This is a genomic window from Pseudomonas sp. NPDC077186, from assembly GCF_044543505.1.
In the GTDB taxonomy this organism is placed as follows: Bacteria; Pseudomonadota; Gammaproteobacteria; order Pseudomonadales; family Pseudomonadaceae; genus Aquipseudomonas.
The window spans coordinates 222,708-236,742 of the sequence record NZ_JBITWE010000001.1 but is presented as its reverse complement, the minus strand read 5'-3'; the positions used below and the strand labels follow the sequence as shown (position 1 = coordinate 236,742).

12 protein-coding genes are annotated in these 14,035 nt (G+C 66.8%); 3 read left to right on the top strand and 9 right to left on the bottom strand.

Annotation, left to right across the window (positions count from 1 at the left end; all coding sequences use genetic code 11):
* Positions 1–3: 3 nt before the first annotated feature.
* Entirely contained in the window at positions 4–594 is a 591-nt protein-coding gene (sigX, locus tag ACIGKL_RS01085) for an RNA polymerase sigma factor SigX (protein WP_397484892.1), read from the top strand.
* 108 nt (positions 595–702) lie between these two features.
* On the top strand, positions 703–1,683 hold the full coding sequence (locus tag ACIGKL_RS01080) for an OmpA family protein (protein WP_397484891.1): 981 nt from the start codon (positions 703–705) through the stop codon (positions 1,681–1,683).
* A gap of 114 nt (positions 1,684–1,797) precedes the next feature.
* Here ACIGKL_RS01080 and cobA read toward each other — a convergent pair whose 3' ends face one another.
* From cobA to ACIGKL_RS01045, 7 genes are all read right to left on the bottom strand, one after another.
* Complete coding sequence (gene cobA / locus ACIGKL_RS01075; protein WP_397484890.1) at positions 1,798–2,541, bottom strand: uroporphyrinogen-III C-methyltransferase; 744 nt, start codon at positions 2,539–2,541, stop codon at positions 1,798–1,800.
* A gap of 65 nt (positions 2,542–2,606) precedes the next feature.
* Positions 2,607–5,324, bottom strand: coding sequence for a molybdopterin-dependent oxidoreductase (locus tag ACIGKL_RS01070; protein WP_397484889.1), 2,718 nt, complete (start codon positions 5,322–5,324; stop codon positions 2,607–2,609).
* A gap of 87 nt (positions 5,325–5,411) precedes the next feature.
* Positions 5,412–5,729, bottom strand: coding sequence for a nitrite reductase small subunit NirD (gene nirD / locus ACIGKL_RS01065; protein WP_397484888.1), 318 nt, complete (start codon positions 5,727–5,729; stop codon positions 5,412–5,414).
* A complete protein-coding gene (nirB, locus tag ACIGKL_RS01060) occupies positions 5,726–8,182 on the bottom strand; it encodes a nitrite reductase large subunit NirB (protein ID WP_397484887.1) in 2,457 nt (818 codons plus the stop codon). Before nirB ends, nirD begins: the two co-directional genes overlap by 4 nt.
* A 282-nt stretch (positions 8,183–8,464) precedes the next feature.
* Positions 8,465–10,132 carry a protein kinase gene (locus tag ACIGKL_RS01055; protein ID WP_397484886.1) on the bottom strand — a complete coding sequence of 556 codons (1,668 nt, stop codon included), beginning with the start codon at positions 10,130–10,132 and terminating at the stop codon, positions 8,465–8,467.
* A 249-nt stretch (positions 10,133–10,381) separates the two neighbouring features.
* Positions 10,382–11,593, bottom strand: coding sequence for a nitrate/nitrite transporter (locus ACIGKL_RS01050; RefSeq protein WP_397484885.1), 1,212 nt, complete (start codon positions 11,591–11,593; stop codon positions 10,382–10,384).
* 430 nt (positions 11,594–12,023) lie between these two features.
* Positions 12,024–12,176 (bottom strand): hypothetical protein, encoded by a 153-nt coding sequence (locus ACIGKL_RS01045; protein ID WP_397484884.1) that lies wholly within the window; start codon positions 12,174–12,176, stop codon positions 12,024–12,026.
* A 241-nt stretch (positions 12,177–12,417) separates the two neighbouring features.
* On the opposite strand from ACIGKL_RS01045, the gene ACIGKL_RS01040 reads away from it, so the two are divergent.
* Complete coding sequence (locus ACIGKL_RS01040; protein WP_397484883.1) at positions 12,418–12,972, top strand: magnesium transporter; 555 nt, start codon at positions 12,418–12,420, stop codon at positions 12,970–12,972.
* 46 nt (positions 12,973–13,018) lie between these two features.
* Here ACIGKL_RS01040 and ACIGKL_RS01035 read toward each other — a convergent pair whose 3' ends face one another.
* Positions 13,019–13,333, bottom strand: coding sequence for a cytochrome C oxidase subunit IV family protein (locus tag ACIGKL_RS01035; protein ID WP_397484882.1), 315 nt, complete (start codon positions 13,331–13,333; stop codon positions 13,019–13,021).
* Positions 13,334–13,343: 10 nt separating this feature from the next.
* Complete coding sequence (locus ACIGKL_RS01030) at positions 13,344–14,033, bottom strand: heme-copper oxidase subunit III family protein (RefSeq protein ID WP_397484881.1); 690 nt, start codon at positions 14,031–14,033, stop codon at positions 13,344–13,346.
* Between the last annotated feature and the right edge of the window lie 2 nt (positions 14,034–14,035).

Below are 14,035 nucleotides of genomic sequence, written 5' to 3'. Positions count from 1 at the left end.
GTTTTGAACAAAGCCCAAACCTTGCCCACGCGTTACGACCCCCGCGAGCTCACCGATGAGGAGCTGGTGGCGCGCGCTCACGACGAGTTGTTCCACATCACCCGTGCCTATGAAGAACTCATGCGCCGTTACCAGCGCACCCTGTTCAATGTCTGCGCGCGTTATCTGGGGAACGAAAGGGACGCCGACGATGTCTGTCAAGAGGTCATGCTGAAAGTTCTTTATGGTTTGAAGAACTTCGAGGGTAAATCCAAGTTCAAGACCTGGCTCTACAGCATCACCTATAACGAGTGCATTACCCAGTACCGCAAAGAGCGCAGGAAGCGGCGTTTGATCGACGCCCTGAGTCTCGATCCGCTGGAAGAGGCGTCCGAGGAAAAGACGCCGAAAGTTGAGGAGCGCGGCGGTCTGGATCGCTGGTTGGTACACGTCAACCCGATCGATCGGGAAATTCTGGTGCTACGTTTTGTCGCAGAGCTGGAGTTCCAGGAGATCGCCGACATCATGCATATGGGCTTGAGCGCCACGAAAATGCGCTACAAGCGAGCTTTGGACCGGTTGCGCGACAAATTTTCGGACACTGCCGAAACTTAGTTCAGCTAACCGACCACTAAGGGAGGGGCGAACCCTGCTAAAATCGCCGCCAAGTTGCCGACTGAAACTTCAGGCGACTTATTAACCACCAAGATGGGGATTTAACGGATGAAACTGAAAAACACCTTGGGCGTAGTCATTGGCTCTCTCGTTGCCGCAACTTCCTTCGGCGCGCTGGCGCAAGGCCAAGGCGCTGTCGAGGTGGAGGGCTTCGTCAATCGCTACTTCGCCGACACCCAGCGTGACTTCGCTCACGATGAAGGCAACCTGTTCGGCGCCAGCATTGGCTACTACCTGACCGACGATGTCGAGCTGGCCCTGTCCTACGGCGAGTACCACGACCTGCGTGGCGAAGGCGCTGCCGGCAGCAAGAACATCAAAGGCAACCTGACCGACCTGAAGGCCCTCTACCACTTCGGTCAGCCGGGTGCAGGCCTGCGTCCCTACGTGTCTGCCGGCTTCGGCCATCAGAGCATCGGCGACGCCAACAGCGGCGGCCGTGACCACTCCACTCTGGCTATCGCCGGTGCCGGTGCCAAGTACTACTTCACCGAGATGTTCTACGCCCGTGCCGGCGTCGACGCTCTGTACAACATCGACCAGGGCGACACCGAGTGGCAAGCCGGCGTCGGCGTCGGTCTGAACTTCGGTGGCGGCAGCAAGCCGGCCCCGGCTCCGGCCCCCGTAGCCGCTGTCGAGCCGATGCCCGAGCCCGCTCCGGAGCCGGTAATGGAAGCCGTGCGTGTCGAGCTGGATGTCAAGTTCGACTTCGACAAGGACCGCGTGAAAGAAGAAAGCTACGGTGACATCAAGAACCTGGCCGACTTCATGAACCAGTACCCGCAGACCACCACCACCGTTGAAGGTCACACCGACTCCGTCGGCAGCGACACCTACAACCAGGGTCTGTCCGAGCGTCGCGCCAACGCCGTTCGCGACGTGCTGGTCAACCAGTACGGTGTCGACGGCAGCCGCGTGAACACCGCCGGTTACGGCGAGTCGCGCCCGGTAGCCGACAACGCCACCGACGCTGGCCGCGCCGTCAACCGTCGCGTTGAAGCCGAAGTGGAAGCCCAGATCCAGCAGTAATGCTTCTGGTGCGCTAAGAAAAACCCGGCCTCGGCCGGGTTTTTCTTTTCTGGAATAAAAAAGCCCGCCGAGGGGGCGGCGGGCAAACAACGACTTCGCAGGAGCGCGAAGCGGTCAGGCATGCAGGAGCTGGGGCATGCTGATCTGGGCGCTGGTGCGGGCGACTTCGCCGATCACCAGGATGGCCGGGCTCTTCAGGGCGAAGGCTGTGGCATCGTCCTGCATCGCGCCCAGCTGGCTGCGGCATTCGCGTTGCTCGGGCAGCGAAGCGTTCTCGATCATCGCCACCGGCATTTCGCCGCTCATGCCGCCGGCGAGCAGGCCGGCCTGGATATCCGCCAGCTTGGCTACGCCCATATAGACCACCAGGGTGGTGCCGCCCTGGGCCAGGGCCGCCCAGTTCAGGCTGCTGTCGTCCTGGGTATGGGCGGTGACCAGGGTCACGCCGCGCGCCACACCGCGCAGGGTCAGGGGAATGCCGCAGTTGGTGGCACCGGCCAGGCCGGCGGTGATGCCGTTGACCAGCTCCACCTCGATGCCGTGCGTGCCGAGCCAGTCGGCTTCCTCGCTGCCGCGGCCGAAGATGCACGGGTCGCCGCCTTTCAGGCGCACCACGCACTTGCCCTGGCGCGCGTAGCGCAGCATCAGGCGATGGATAAAGGCCTGCGGGGTGGAGCGGCAGCCGCCGCGCTTGCCCACCGAGACGATGCGCGCGCCGGGGCAGTGCTCGAGCACGGCCGGGTTGACCAGATCGTCGATCATCACGATTTCGGCCTGGTTCAACGCCTTGACCGCCTTGAGAGTCAGCAGCTCGGGATCGCCAGGGCCAGCGCCCACCAGCCAGACTTTCGCATTCATATCGCCTACCTCGTAGGGTGCGCTGTGCGCACCGAATTATTTTGCAGCGGTGCGCACAGCGCACCCTACGCTTGTGTCGCCACTGGCTGCTGAGCCAGCAGGCGTTTGATTTCGGGGACGCAGGAACCGCAGCTGGTGCCGCACTTGAGCTCCTGCTTGAGGCCGTCCAGGTCCAGGCCGCGCTTGATGCCGGCGCACACCGCGCCTTCGCTGACGTTGAGGCAGTTGCACAGGGTCTTGCCGCGCACCGAGGCGCCAGCGTCGCCTGGCGGCGCGGAGACCGGGGCGAGCAGCCAGCGGCGCAGGTCGGCATCGGCCTGACCGTCCAGCCACAGGCTTCTGAGCCATTCGCTGGCGGCGGTTTCGCCGGCCAGGCGGATGCTGACGATGCGGCCGTCCTCGATGCGCACGCGCTTGCCCACTGCGCGGCGTGGATCGTCGTAGGCCAGCACCGGGCCCTGATGCAGGCGCAGCAGGCGGTCGATCTGCGCCAGCAGCTCGGGCTGCGGCGCCACGGCGCTGGCGGCGCGGATCAGCAGGGCGGGGCGTTCGCGACCGGTGGGGGTCAGGCTGGCGTAGGCGAAGTCCTCGAACAGCGGACGCAGCGCCTCGAAGCGGCTCTGCACCTCGCCCTCGACCAGGGCGAACAGCTGCCAGGGCAGCTCGACCTTGTCCACCTCGACGCCGGCGTGCTTGAGCTCCGGCTGCTTGGACAGCGGATCGAAGGCTGGCTGGGTCAGCACGTTGGTGCCCAGACCCTTGAGGAAGCGGTCGCCCCAGTGCATCGGCAGCCAGGCCTGGCCGGGACGTACCGACGCGTCGGCCTGCACCGGCAGGATCAGGCTGCCGCGACGGCTGCGCAGCTTGACCAGATCGCCGTCCTGCAGGCGGCGGCGACGCAGCTCGTCCGGGTGCAGGCCGAGCACGGCGGCCTCGACGTGGCCGAACAGGCGTGCGGCGGTGCCGGTGCGGCTCATGCCGTGCCACTGGTCGCGCAGGCGACCGGTGTTGAGGGTGAGCGAATAACGCGCCTCGCGCTTTTCCTTCGGCGCGCGGTACGGGTCGGCATGGAACTGCGCGCGACCGCTGGCGGTGGGGAAGCGGCCGTCGGCATAGAGCCGCGCCGTTCCCTGATAGGCGCCGGCCGGGAACGGCCATTGCTGGGGACCTTGGTCGTCGAGCAGCGCGTAGCTCAGCCCCGAGAGGTCGAGGTCGCGCTGGGCGGTCAGGTGCTTGTATTCCTCGAACAGCGCTTCGCTGTCGGCGAAATCGAACAGGCTGGGCAGGCCGGGGCGGAGCAAAGTTTCCAGGCGACGGGCGAAGTCGCAGGTGATCGACCAATCGGGCCGCGCCTCTGCGGGCGCTGGCACGGCGCGGCGCACATGGCTGACGCGGCGCTCGGAGTTGGTCACCGTGCCTTCCTTCTCGCCCCAGCTGGCGGCGGGCAGCAGCAGGTCGGCGTAGCGGCAGGTCTCGGTGGTGAAGAAGGCTTCCTGCACCACGACGAAGGGGCAGGCGGCCAGGGCCTCGTGCACCTTGTTCTGGTTCGGCAGCGACTGTGCCGGGTTGGTGCAGGCGATCCACAGCGCCTTGATACGCCCGTCGTGCAGCGCATCGAACAGTTCGATGGCGGACAGACCGGGCGTCTCCGGCAGCGCGTCGACGCCCCAGTAGGCGGCGACTTCGGCGCGGTGCTCGGCGTTGCCGGCCTCGCGATGGCCCGGCAGCAGGTTGCTCAGGCTGCCGGTCTCGCGGCCGCCCATGGCGTTGGGCTGGCCGGTCAGGGAGAAGGGGCCGGCGCCGGGCTTGCCGATCTGCCCGGTGGCCAGGTGCAGGTTGATCAGCGCGCTGTTCTTCGCGCTGCCGGATGAGGACTGATTGAGCCCCATGCACCACAGCGAGAGGAACGACGGCGCGCGGCCGATCAGTTCGGCGCAGCGCTGCAGGGCGTCCAGGCTGATGCCGCAGATATCGGCGGTGGCCGCCGGGCTGTAGTCGCGCACCAGGTTCTTCAGCGCCTCGAAGCCTTCGGTATGGGCGTCGATATAGCGGCGGTCGACCCAGCCTTCCCACAGCAGGATATGCAGGATGCCGTGGAACAGCGCGACGTCGGTGCCGGGCAGGATCGCCAGGTGCAGATCGGCCAGCTCGCAGGTGTCGGTGCGCCGCGGGTCGACGACGATGATCTGCATCTCGGGACGCCTGGCCTTGGCTTCCTCCAGGCGGCGGAACAGCACCGGATGGGCGTAGGCCATGTTGGAGCCGGCGATCAGCAGGCAGTCGCTCTGCTCGATATCTTCGTAGCTGCAGGGCGGGGCGTCGGCGCCGAGGCTGCGCTTGTAGCCCACCACCGCGCTGGACATGCATAGCCGCGAGTTGGAGTCGATGTTATGCGTACCCACCAACGCTCTCGCCAGCTTGTTAAAGGCGTAGTAATCCTCGGTCAGCAGCTGGCCGGAGATGTAGAAGGCCACGCTGTCCGGGCCGTGCTCGCGGATGGTCTCGGCGAACACCGCCGCGGCGTGGTCCAGGGCGCTGTCCCAGTCCGTGCGCGAACGGGCCAGGCCCTTGCCCAGGCGCAGCTCGGGGTACAGGGCGCGGGCGTCGAGGTCGCCGGTCAGGTGCAGGGTCGAACCCTTGCTGCACAGCTTGCCGAAGTTGGCCGGGTGGCTGGGGTCGCCGGCGACGCCGAGGATCTGCTCGCCGTCGTGCTCGATCAGCACGCCGCAGCCCACGCCGCAGTAGCAGCAGGTGGAGGCGGTGACTTGAGTGGGGCTGGCCATGTTCGCAATTCCTAGCGCAAGCGGGGGAAAGGGTGGGAGGGGCTTTAGCCGCGACAGTCGCCGCTGAAGCGCCTCCCACGGGGCGGACTAGTTGCGTTGCGCGAATGCCAGCAACACGCGGCCGCTCTCCACCTTGGCATGGTGTCGATGGGCGCAGCCCACATCCGGCGCCACGGCCTCGCCGGACTCCAGCTCGATCTGCCAGTTGTGCAGCGGGCAGGCCACGCGCTTGCCGTAGATCAGACCCTGGGACAGCGGGCCGCCCTTGTGCGGGCAGCGGTCGTCGAGGGCGAAGACCTCGTCGGCGGCGGTACGGAAGATGGCGATATCGCCTTTGGGACCGTTGACGATGCGCGAGCCGAGCACGTTGATCTCGTCCAGGGCGCAGATATCCAGCCAGTTCATACGGTGGCCTCCTCGATTTGCACGACCTTGATGGTGTCGAACTCTTTCTTCAGTTGCGGCGTTTCGATGCGCTCCTTCCACGGGTCCTGTTCGAACGACAGGGCGTAGTGCAGGCGCGCGGCCAGGGCCTTGCGGTTGGCTTCGTCTTCCAGCACCGCCTTCTTGATGTGCTCCATGCCGACGCGCTGCATGTAGTGCACGGTGCGCTCGAGATAGAAGGCCTCCTCGCGGTACAGCTGGAGGAAGGCGGCGTTGTACTCGCGCACTTCCTCGGCGGTCTTGACCTTGACGAAGAACTCCGCCACCTCGGTCTTGATCCCGCCGTTGCCGCCGATGTACAGCTCGAAGCCCGAATCCACGCCGATGATGCCGACGTCCTTGATGCCGGCCTCGGCGCAGTTGCGCGGGCAGCCGGAGACCGCCAGCTTGACCTTGTGCGGCGACCACATGTTGAACAGATCGTGCTCCAGGTCGATACCGAGCTGGGTGGAGTTCTGCGTACCGAAGCGGCAGAACTCGCTACCGACGCAGGTCTTCACCGTGCGGATGGACTTGCCGTAGGCGTGGCCGGAGGGCATGTCCAGCTCCTTCCACACCGCCGGCAGGTCTTCCTTCTTGATTCCCAAGAGGTCGATACGCTGGCCGCCGGTGACCTTGACCATGGGCACCTTGTACTTGTCGGCCACATCGGCGATGCGGCGCAGCTCGGACGGGTTAGTCACGCCGCCCCACATGCGCGGCACCACCGAGTAGGTGCCGTCCTTCTGGATATTGGCGTGGGCGCGTTCGTTGATCAGGCGCGACTGCGCATCGTCCTTGGCCTCGCCCGGCCAGGTGGAGATCAGGTAGTAGTTGAGCGCCGGACGGCAGGTGGCGCAGCCGTTGGGCGTGCTCCAGTTGAGGAATTCCATGGTCTGCGCCATGGAGGTCAGGTGCTGCTCGCGGATCGCCTTGCGGATCTGCCCGTGGTTGAAGTCGCTGCAGCCGCAGATGGCCTTCTCGCTCTTGGGCTTGACGTCGGCGGCGCCGCCGACGGTGCTGATCAGGATCTGCTCGACCAGGCCGACACAGGAGCCGCAGGAGCTGCCGGCCTTGGTGTGCTTCTTGACCTCGTCGACGGAGAACAGGCCGTTTTCCTGGATGGCCTTGACGATGCTGCCCTTGCACACGCCGTTGCAGCCGCAGATCTCCATGCTGTCGGGCATGTTCGCGGTCTTGTCGGCGCCCTGGTGGCCGACGTCGCCGATGGCGCCTTCGCCGAACATCAGGTGGTCGCGGATCTCGCCGACGTTGTGGTTCTCGCGGATCTGGCGGAAGTACCAGCCGCCGTCGGCGGTGTCGCCATACAGGCAGGCGCCGACCAGCACGTCGTCCTTGATCACCAGCTTCTTGTAGACGCCGCCGATAGGGTCGGAGAGGGTGATGGTCTCGGTGCCTTCGCCGCCCATAAATTCCCCGGCGGAGAACAGGTCGATGCCGGTGACCTTGAGCTTGGTCGAGGTCACCGAGCCCTGGTAGCGGGCGAAGCCGAGCTGGGCCAGATGGTTGGCGCAGACCTTGGCCTGCTCGAACAGCGGCGCCACCAGGCCGTAGGCGATGCCGCGGTGGCTGGCGCATTCGCCGATGGCGTAGACGCGCGGGTCATAGGTCTGCATGGTATCGTTGACCAGGATGCCGCGGTTGCAGGCGATACCGGACTGCTCGGCCAGCTCGCTGTTGGGGCGGATGCCGGCGGCCATCACCACCAGGTCGGCGGGAATCACTTCGCCGTCCTTGAACTTCACCGCGCAGACGCGGCCTTCGCCGTTGTCCAGCAGTTCGGCGGTGTGCTTGGGCAGGAGGAACTTCAGGCCGCGGTCTTCCAGGGATTTCTGCAGCAGCTCGCCAGCGGTGCGATCGAGCTGGCGTTCCAGCAGCCAGTCGCCGAGGTGCACCACGGTGACGTCCATGCCGCGCAGCTTGAGGCCGTTGGCTGCTTCCAGGCCGAGCAGGCCGCCGCCGATGACCACGGCGTGCTTGTGGGTCTTGGCGGTGTCCATCATGGTCTGGGTGTCGGCGATGTCGCGGTAGCCGATCACCCCGGCCAGGTCCTTGCCCGGGATCGGCAGGATAAAGGGGTTGGAACCGGTGGCGATGAGCAGGCGGTCGTACTCGGCCTCGCTGCCGTCGTCGGCGATCACCAGGCGCTTCTTGCGGTCGATCTTGACCGCCTTGCGCCCCAGCAGCAGCTTGATGTCGTTTTCCGCGTACCAGCTGAGATCGTTGAGCACGATCTCCTCGAAGGTCTGCTCACCGGCCAACACCGGCGAGAGCAGGATGCGGTTGTAGTTGGGGTGCGGCTCGGCGCCGAACACGGTGATGTCGTAGAGATCGGGGGCGAGCTTGAGCAGCTCCTCGAGGGTGCGCACACCCGCCATGCCGTTGCCGATCATCACCAGCTTGAGTTTTTGCATGCCGGCCATCTCCTGAAAAATCACGGTAGAAAAGAAAAAACAAAAAAGGCGTCCCGCTAGTCACCTAGCGAGGACGCCTTTGTCCAGGTCCCGTTCTATCGGGAAGTGCAGCCCTCTTCGTTGAAGGTCGCGCTTTATTTAACTCGTGGCAGTTGCAATGCAGCGCCTGTGCCAACTTTACAAAATCACGGTTTTTCAGGCTTTTCAGGCACTTGCCGACCTCTGTCGAGCATGCTCGTGCACCTTTGCGAGGCGGTTTGCGCTGCTTTGGTGCGCGCTTGGCTATTTGAGCAGCAGCAGCGCCAGCAGCAGGTTGAGCAGCAGCGACACCAAGGCCACCGTGCGCCAGACCACCAGCGGCTCGCGCTCCAGCAGCGGCCGCGGGCGGCTGCCGATGGACTGGCGCTCGCCGCTTTCCAGGGCCAGCAGCCATTCCTCGGCGGTTTCGAAGCGCTGCGCCGGGGCGGCGGCCACCGCGCGGTTCAAGACCTCGTCGAGCCAGGCCGGCAGATCCGGGCGGTAGCGGCTGGCCGGCACCGGTTGGCCGAAGCGCGGGTGCTGGAAGGCCTCGACCTCGCCATGGGGGTAATGGCCGGTGAGCAGGTGGTAGAGGGTCACACCGGCGGCGTAGAGATCCTGTTGCGCGCTGGGCGGGCTGCCGGCGAAGGCCTCCGGGGCGATATAGCTGGGCGTGCCGGGCAGGCTGTGCGCTTCGTCGCGGGTCAGGCCGGGGCAGTAGGCCAGGCCGAAGTCGAGTACGCGCAGTTCGCCGTCGTCGCCGAGCAGCAGGTTCTCCGGCTTGATGTCGCGGTGCAGGATATTGCGCCGGTGCAGCAGGCCGAGGGCCTTGATCAGGCGTGGCGCCAGGTCCTGCCAGTCGGCCAGACTCAGTGGGCCGTGCTGTTGCAGGCGTGCGGCCAGGGTCTGGCCGGCATACTCGCGCTGCACGTAATAGAGGTGCTGGCGCAGCGGCAGGGCATGCTGCTCGGGGAAGTGGCGGCCGGCGACGCGGCGCAGGAACCATTCCTCCTGCAGCAGCGCCGGGCCGGCCTGCTCTTCGCCGGCGCGGCTGGGCGGCAGGGTCTTGAGCAGCCAGGGTTGGTTGTCCGCGTCGCGCACCCGGTAGATCAGCGACTGGCGCGATTCGCCGAGCAGGTCGTCGACCTGCCAGCCCTCGAACTCCTGGCCGTCGCGCAGGCGCGGCGGCAGCGGCCAGTGCTCGAGCTGGGCCAGGGTGTCGGCCAGCGCCGCCTCGGGCAACTGCTCGACGTGCACCAGCAGGGCGCTGGCGTTGTCCTGGCTGCCGGCGCGGTGGGCCTCGCCGACCAGCGCCTGGCAGGTCGCCTGGGCGTCGTCGTCTTGCTGCAGCAGTTCGCCGATGCGTTTGTCGCTGAGGCAGGCCCAGACGCCGTCGCTGACCAGCAGGAAGCGGTCGCCGGCCTGCAGCTCGCCGTCGCGGTAGTCCACCACCAGGTGCTGATCCAGGCCCATGGCGCGCTTGAGCACGTGCTGCATGCCCGGCTGTTCCCACACGTGGTCCTCGGTCAGGCGCAGCAACTGGCCATCGCGCCACAGGTAGGCGCGGCTGTCGCCGATATGCGCCAGGGTGTAGCGGCGGCCGCGCAGCACCAGGGCGGTGAGGGTGGTGAGCAGCGGCTGACCGCCGCCGTTGGCTTGCAGCCAGCGGTTGTGCGCGATCAGCAGGCGGTCCAGGCTGTGCTGTACCGGCCAGGTTTCCGGGGTGGAGTAGTAGTCCAGGGCCAGCGCCTGCAGGGTGGCGCGCGCGGCCAGGCCGCCGTCGGCGCACTGACTGACGCCATCGGCCAGGCCCAGCAGGTAGCCCTTGCTGGCGGCCAGGGCCGGCGCCGGGGTGACCACGCGCAGGGCGTCCTGGTTCTCGCTACGCGGGCCGGTGGCGCTGGTTTCGCCGATGCTCAGTTGCAGGGCCATGGAGTGGTTTCCGCAGATCGTTTATTCGGGGAAGGGCTGAGGCAAAGGCGGGGCCGAAGCCCGCGGCACGAGTTGGTCGTTGCCGACTTCACCCGCTTTTCCTGACCAGTGCAATGCCGCGCGGCCGCTCGGTCCCGCCTTTGCCTCAACGCTTCGGATCGTAGGGTGCGCCGCGCGCACCAGCGCTCGACGCGAATTGCTGGTGCGCATGGCGCACCCTACGAAGGGCGCTAATCGCCGAAGGTTCGCTTACACCCGTGCCGCGGTCACCGCGGCGCTGCCCCAGGTGGTGCGCCAGCGTTGCTTGACCCCGTGCAGGCCGACCCAGGCCAGCACGCCGAGGCTGGCGAACAGCCACAGGCCGAGTTGGTAGTCGCCGGTGTGCTGCTTGATGGTGCCCAGGCCGGCGGCGAGGAAGAAGCCGCCGACGCCGCCGGCCATGCCGATCAGCCCGGTCATCACGCCGATTTCCTTGCGAAAGCGCTGCGGTACCAGCTGGAACACCGCGCCGTTGCCGGCGCCGAGGCCGAGCATGGCGGCGACGAACAGGGCCAGGGCGGCGGTCGAACTGGGCAGGTTGAAGCCCACCGCGGCGATGCACAGCGAGGCGATGGTGTACATCATCAGCAGCGAGCGGATACCGCCGATGCGGTCGGCCAGGGCGCCGCCGAGCGGGCGCAGCAGGCTGCCGGCGAAGACGCAGGCGGCGGTGTAGTAGCCGGCGGTCACCGGGTTCAGCCCGTACTGGTCGCTGAAGTAGCCGGGCAGGGCGCTGGCCAGGCCGATGAAGCCGCCGAAGGTGACGCTGTAGAAGAACATGAACCACCAGCTGTCGCGGTCGCCGAGGGCCTTGAGGTAGTCGCCGAAGGCCTTGGCCTTGGGCCGTTCCGGCGCGTTCCTGGCGACCAGGGCGAAGATCACCAGGGTCGCCAGCAGCGGGATCAGCGCCCAGCCGAACACGTTCTGCCAGCCGGACAGCGCGGCCAGGCCGGGGGCGAACAGCGCCGCCAGGACGGTGCCGGAGTTGCCGGCGCCGGCGATGCCCATGGCCTTGCCCTGGTGCTGCGGCGGGTACCACTGCGAGGCCAGCGGCAGGGCCACGGCGAAGGCGGCGCCGGCGAAACCGAGGAACAGGCCGAGCAGCAGCGCCTGCTCGTAGCTGCCGATGCCGATCTGCCAGGCGCAGAACAGCGCGACTATCACCACCACCTGGCCGAGCAGGCCGGCGGTCTTCGGCGACAGGCGGTCGGCGAGAAAGCCCATCAGCAGGCGCAGCACGGCGCCGGCGAGAATCGGCGTGGCCACCATCAGGCCGCGCTGCTGGGCGTTGAGCTCGAGGTCGGTGGCGATCTGCACCGCCAGCGGGCCGAGCAGGTACCAGACCATGAAGCTCAGGTCGAAATAGAGGAAGGCGGCGAACAGGGTGGGGGCGTGGCCGGCTTTCCAGAAACTTGTATTCATCGATCACCTCATCAGCGAGAAGGGGCCCGGCCCGGCGCGACAGACCGTGGTCGTGGACACGGCGGCCGCGCCTGCCGGGGAGGCCGCGCACTTGTGGCGCGCGGCCCTGCGGCCGAGGCCACAGCAGGGTTGAACGATTGCAGTGCAGGTTCGGATCGCGACGCCTGCGCCGGCCCCGGACACTGGGGCGAACACGAAAAAAAACGCCGCTTCACCGCAGGCCGTTGAGGCGAGGTGAGGCGACGTCTTTGTCGTGAGGGAGGCGGCCGCCGTTGGCTACCTTGTGCAGGGTCTAAGCAAGAGCCGCGCCAATTGCCAATGGGCCTGGCGGTGCGGGGTCGCGGGCGTTGCGCTGGCGGCTGGCTGCCGCAAAAGGAGGCGCAGGCGCGGCGGCATGCACCTGGACGGGGCGTTGCGGGTGTCGAGCGGCTCAGTCGCGGGCGGCGGCGACCAGGCTGCGCGGTTCGGCTGCGGCGAGCGCGGCGCCGGTGGCGTGCGTCGGCAGCGGCAGGGTCAGCAGGGCCAGCGCCAGCAGGTTGCTCAACAGACCGGCCTGGCGCGCGCGGCGATAGCTCGTAGACATGACGAATCCCCCCTTTCTTGCTGTTCTGCCCTAGGCGTAGCAGACGAATGGCCGGTTGTCACGGCGACGGCTGCAAGAATCGCGCAATCGCCCGTGGTCCGGCGTCTGCGGGCGAAAAAAACGGCGGTGCTATACTGCAATCCTGATCAAAAAATAGACAGATCGCCGCCTGGCGAGCCGCCTACCCGGCGGCGCCTGCGGGACGCTCGGCAGCATGGCAAAGCGAGATGGGAGGTGGGTCATGAATCGGCACTACTACATCAGCGACAACCTGGACGAGCTCGAGCGTGTCGAGCAGGAACTGGAAGCCCAAGGCATCAGCACCGAACAGATTCACGTGCTCAGCGAACAGGACGCCGAGGTGGAGCATCACCACCTGCACGACGTGCCCTCGTTCATGAAGCAGGACGTGGTGCACTCCGGCGAGATCGGCGCGCTGATCGGCCTGGTGCTGGCCGCCGCGGTGCTGCTCGGCGCCTATTGGCTGGGCTGGACGGCCAGCGCCGCGGGCTGGATGCCGTTCATCTTCCTGGCCATCGTGCTGTTCGGCTTCTGCACCTGGGAGGGCGGCTTCTTCGGCATCCAGGTGCCCAACGCGCATTTCCGCCGCTTCCGCCAGTACCTGAAAGACGGCAAGCACGTGTTCTTCGTCGATGTCGAGCCGGAACAGGAGCCGCTGCTGGCCCAGGTGGTCGGTCATCATCCGCGTCTGAGCGACGCCGGCACCGGCGAGGCGGCGCCGCACTGGATAGTCGCCTGGCTGCAGCGCTGGCACCAGTTCAAGCGCACCATCTGAACTAGCCAGTCGCTGTCCGCCCGGCCGCTCACGGCGCGTCGGGCGCTTACCCCTGGTCGAAGAACAGCACGCGGCTGAGGAACACGTAGTTCGCCTCGCTCGCCATCAGCCCCACCAGCACCAGCAAGCACAGCGGCGGCAGCAGGATGGCGTAGACCATGGCCAGGCGCTCCCAGGCCATGTGCATGAAGATGGCGACGATCAGCCCGGCCTTGAGCAGCATGAACAGCAGGATCAGCGACCAGCGCAGGTAGCCGGCGAGGTGGAAGTAGTCGACCAGGTAGGAGAGGGTGCTGAGCACGAACAGCAGCCCCCAGATCTTCAGGTACAGGCCGATCGGATGCTGCTGGGTCTGGGCCATGGCGAGTCCCTCACCAGAGGTAGAAGAAGGCGAAGATGAATACCCACACCAGGTCGACGAAGTGCCAGTACAGCCCGGCGATCTCGACGTTCTGGTAGTTGCCGGAGCGCTCGTAGGCCCCGCGCCAGACCTTCCAGGCGATGATGCACAGGTAGAGCACGCCGATCGACACGTGCAGGCCGTGGAAACCGGTGATCATGAAGAAGCTGGCGCCGAACTGGGCGGCGCCCATGGGGTTGCCCCAGGGCCTGACGCCTTCCTCGATCAGCTTGCTCCATTCGAACGCCTGCATGCCGACGAAGGCCACGCCACCGAGGGCGGTGGCCAGCATCAGCGCGGCGGTGCGACCGCGTTCGCGACGGTAGGCGTAGTTGACCGCCATGGCCATGGTGCCGCTGCTGCTGATCAATACGAAGGTCATGATGGCGATCAGGATCAGCGGGATGCTCTGCCCGGCGATGGTCAGGGCGAACACCTCGCTGGTGTTCGGCCAGGGCTCGGTGGTGGTCATGCGCACCGCCATGTAGCCGGTGAGAAAGCAGGTGAAGACGAAGGTGTCGCTGAGCAGGAAGATCCACATCATCGCCTTGCCCCAGGGCACCTGGTGGAAGGCCTCCTTGTCCGCTGCCCAGTCGGCGGCGACTGCCTGCCAGGGCGGCGTGGCGGTGTCCGGTGTGGGGTGTTCGCGGCGACTGGCCATGG

Excerpts from the sequence above, each read along its gene's own strand:
- ACIGKL_RS01080 (WP_397484891.1), top strand. The coding sequence starts at position 703 with ATGAAACTGAAAAACACCTTGGGCGTAGTCATTGGCTCTCTCGTTGCC.
- cobA (WP_397484890.1), bottom strand. The coding sequence starts at position 2,541 with ATGAATGCGAAAGTCTGGCTGGTGGGCGCTGGCCCTGGCGATCCCGAG.
- ACIGKL_RS01070 (WP_397484889.1), bottom strand. The coding sequence starts at position 5,324 with ATGGCCAGCCCCACTCAAGTCACCGCCTCCACCTGCTGCTACTGCGGC.
- nirD (WP_397484888.1), bottom strand. The coding sequence starts at position 5,729 with ATGAACTGGCTGGATATCTGCGCCCTGGACGAGATCAACGTGCTCGGC.
- nirB (WP_397484887.1), bottom strand. The coding sequence starts at position 8,182 with ATGCAAAAACTCAAGCTGGTGATGATCGGCAACGGCATGGCGGGTGTG.
- ACIGKL_RS01055 (WP_397484886.1), bottom strand. The coding sequence starts at position 10,132 with ATGGCCCTGCAACTGAGCATCGGCGAAACCAGCGCCACCGGCCCGCGT.
- ACIGKL_RS01050 (WP_397484885.1), bottom strand. The coding sequence starts at position 11,593 with ATGAATACAAGTTTCTGGAAAGCCGGCCACGCCCCCACCCTGTTCGCC.
- ACIGKL_RS01045 (WP_397484884.1), bottom strand. The coding sequence starts at position 12,176 with ATGTCTACGAGCTATCGCCGCGCGCGCCAGGCCGGTCTGTTGAGCAAC.
- ACIGKL_RS01040 (WP_397484883.1), top strand. The coding sequence starts at position 12,418 with ATGAATCGGCACTACTACATCAGCGACAACCTGGACGAGCTCGAGCGT.
- ACIGKL_RS01035 (WP_397484882.1), bottom strand. The coding sequence starts at position 13,333 with ATGGCCCAGACCCAGCAGCATCCGATCGGCCTGTACCTGAAGATCTGG.
- ACIGKL_RS01030 (WP_397484881.1), bottom strand. The coding sequence starts at position 14,033 with ATGGCCAGTCGCCGCGAACACCCCACACCGGACACCGCCACGCCGCCC.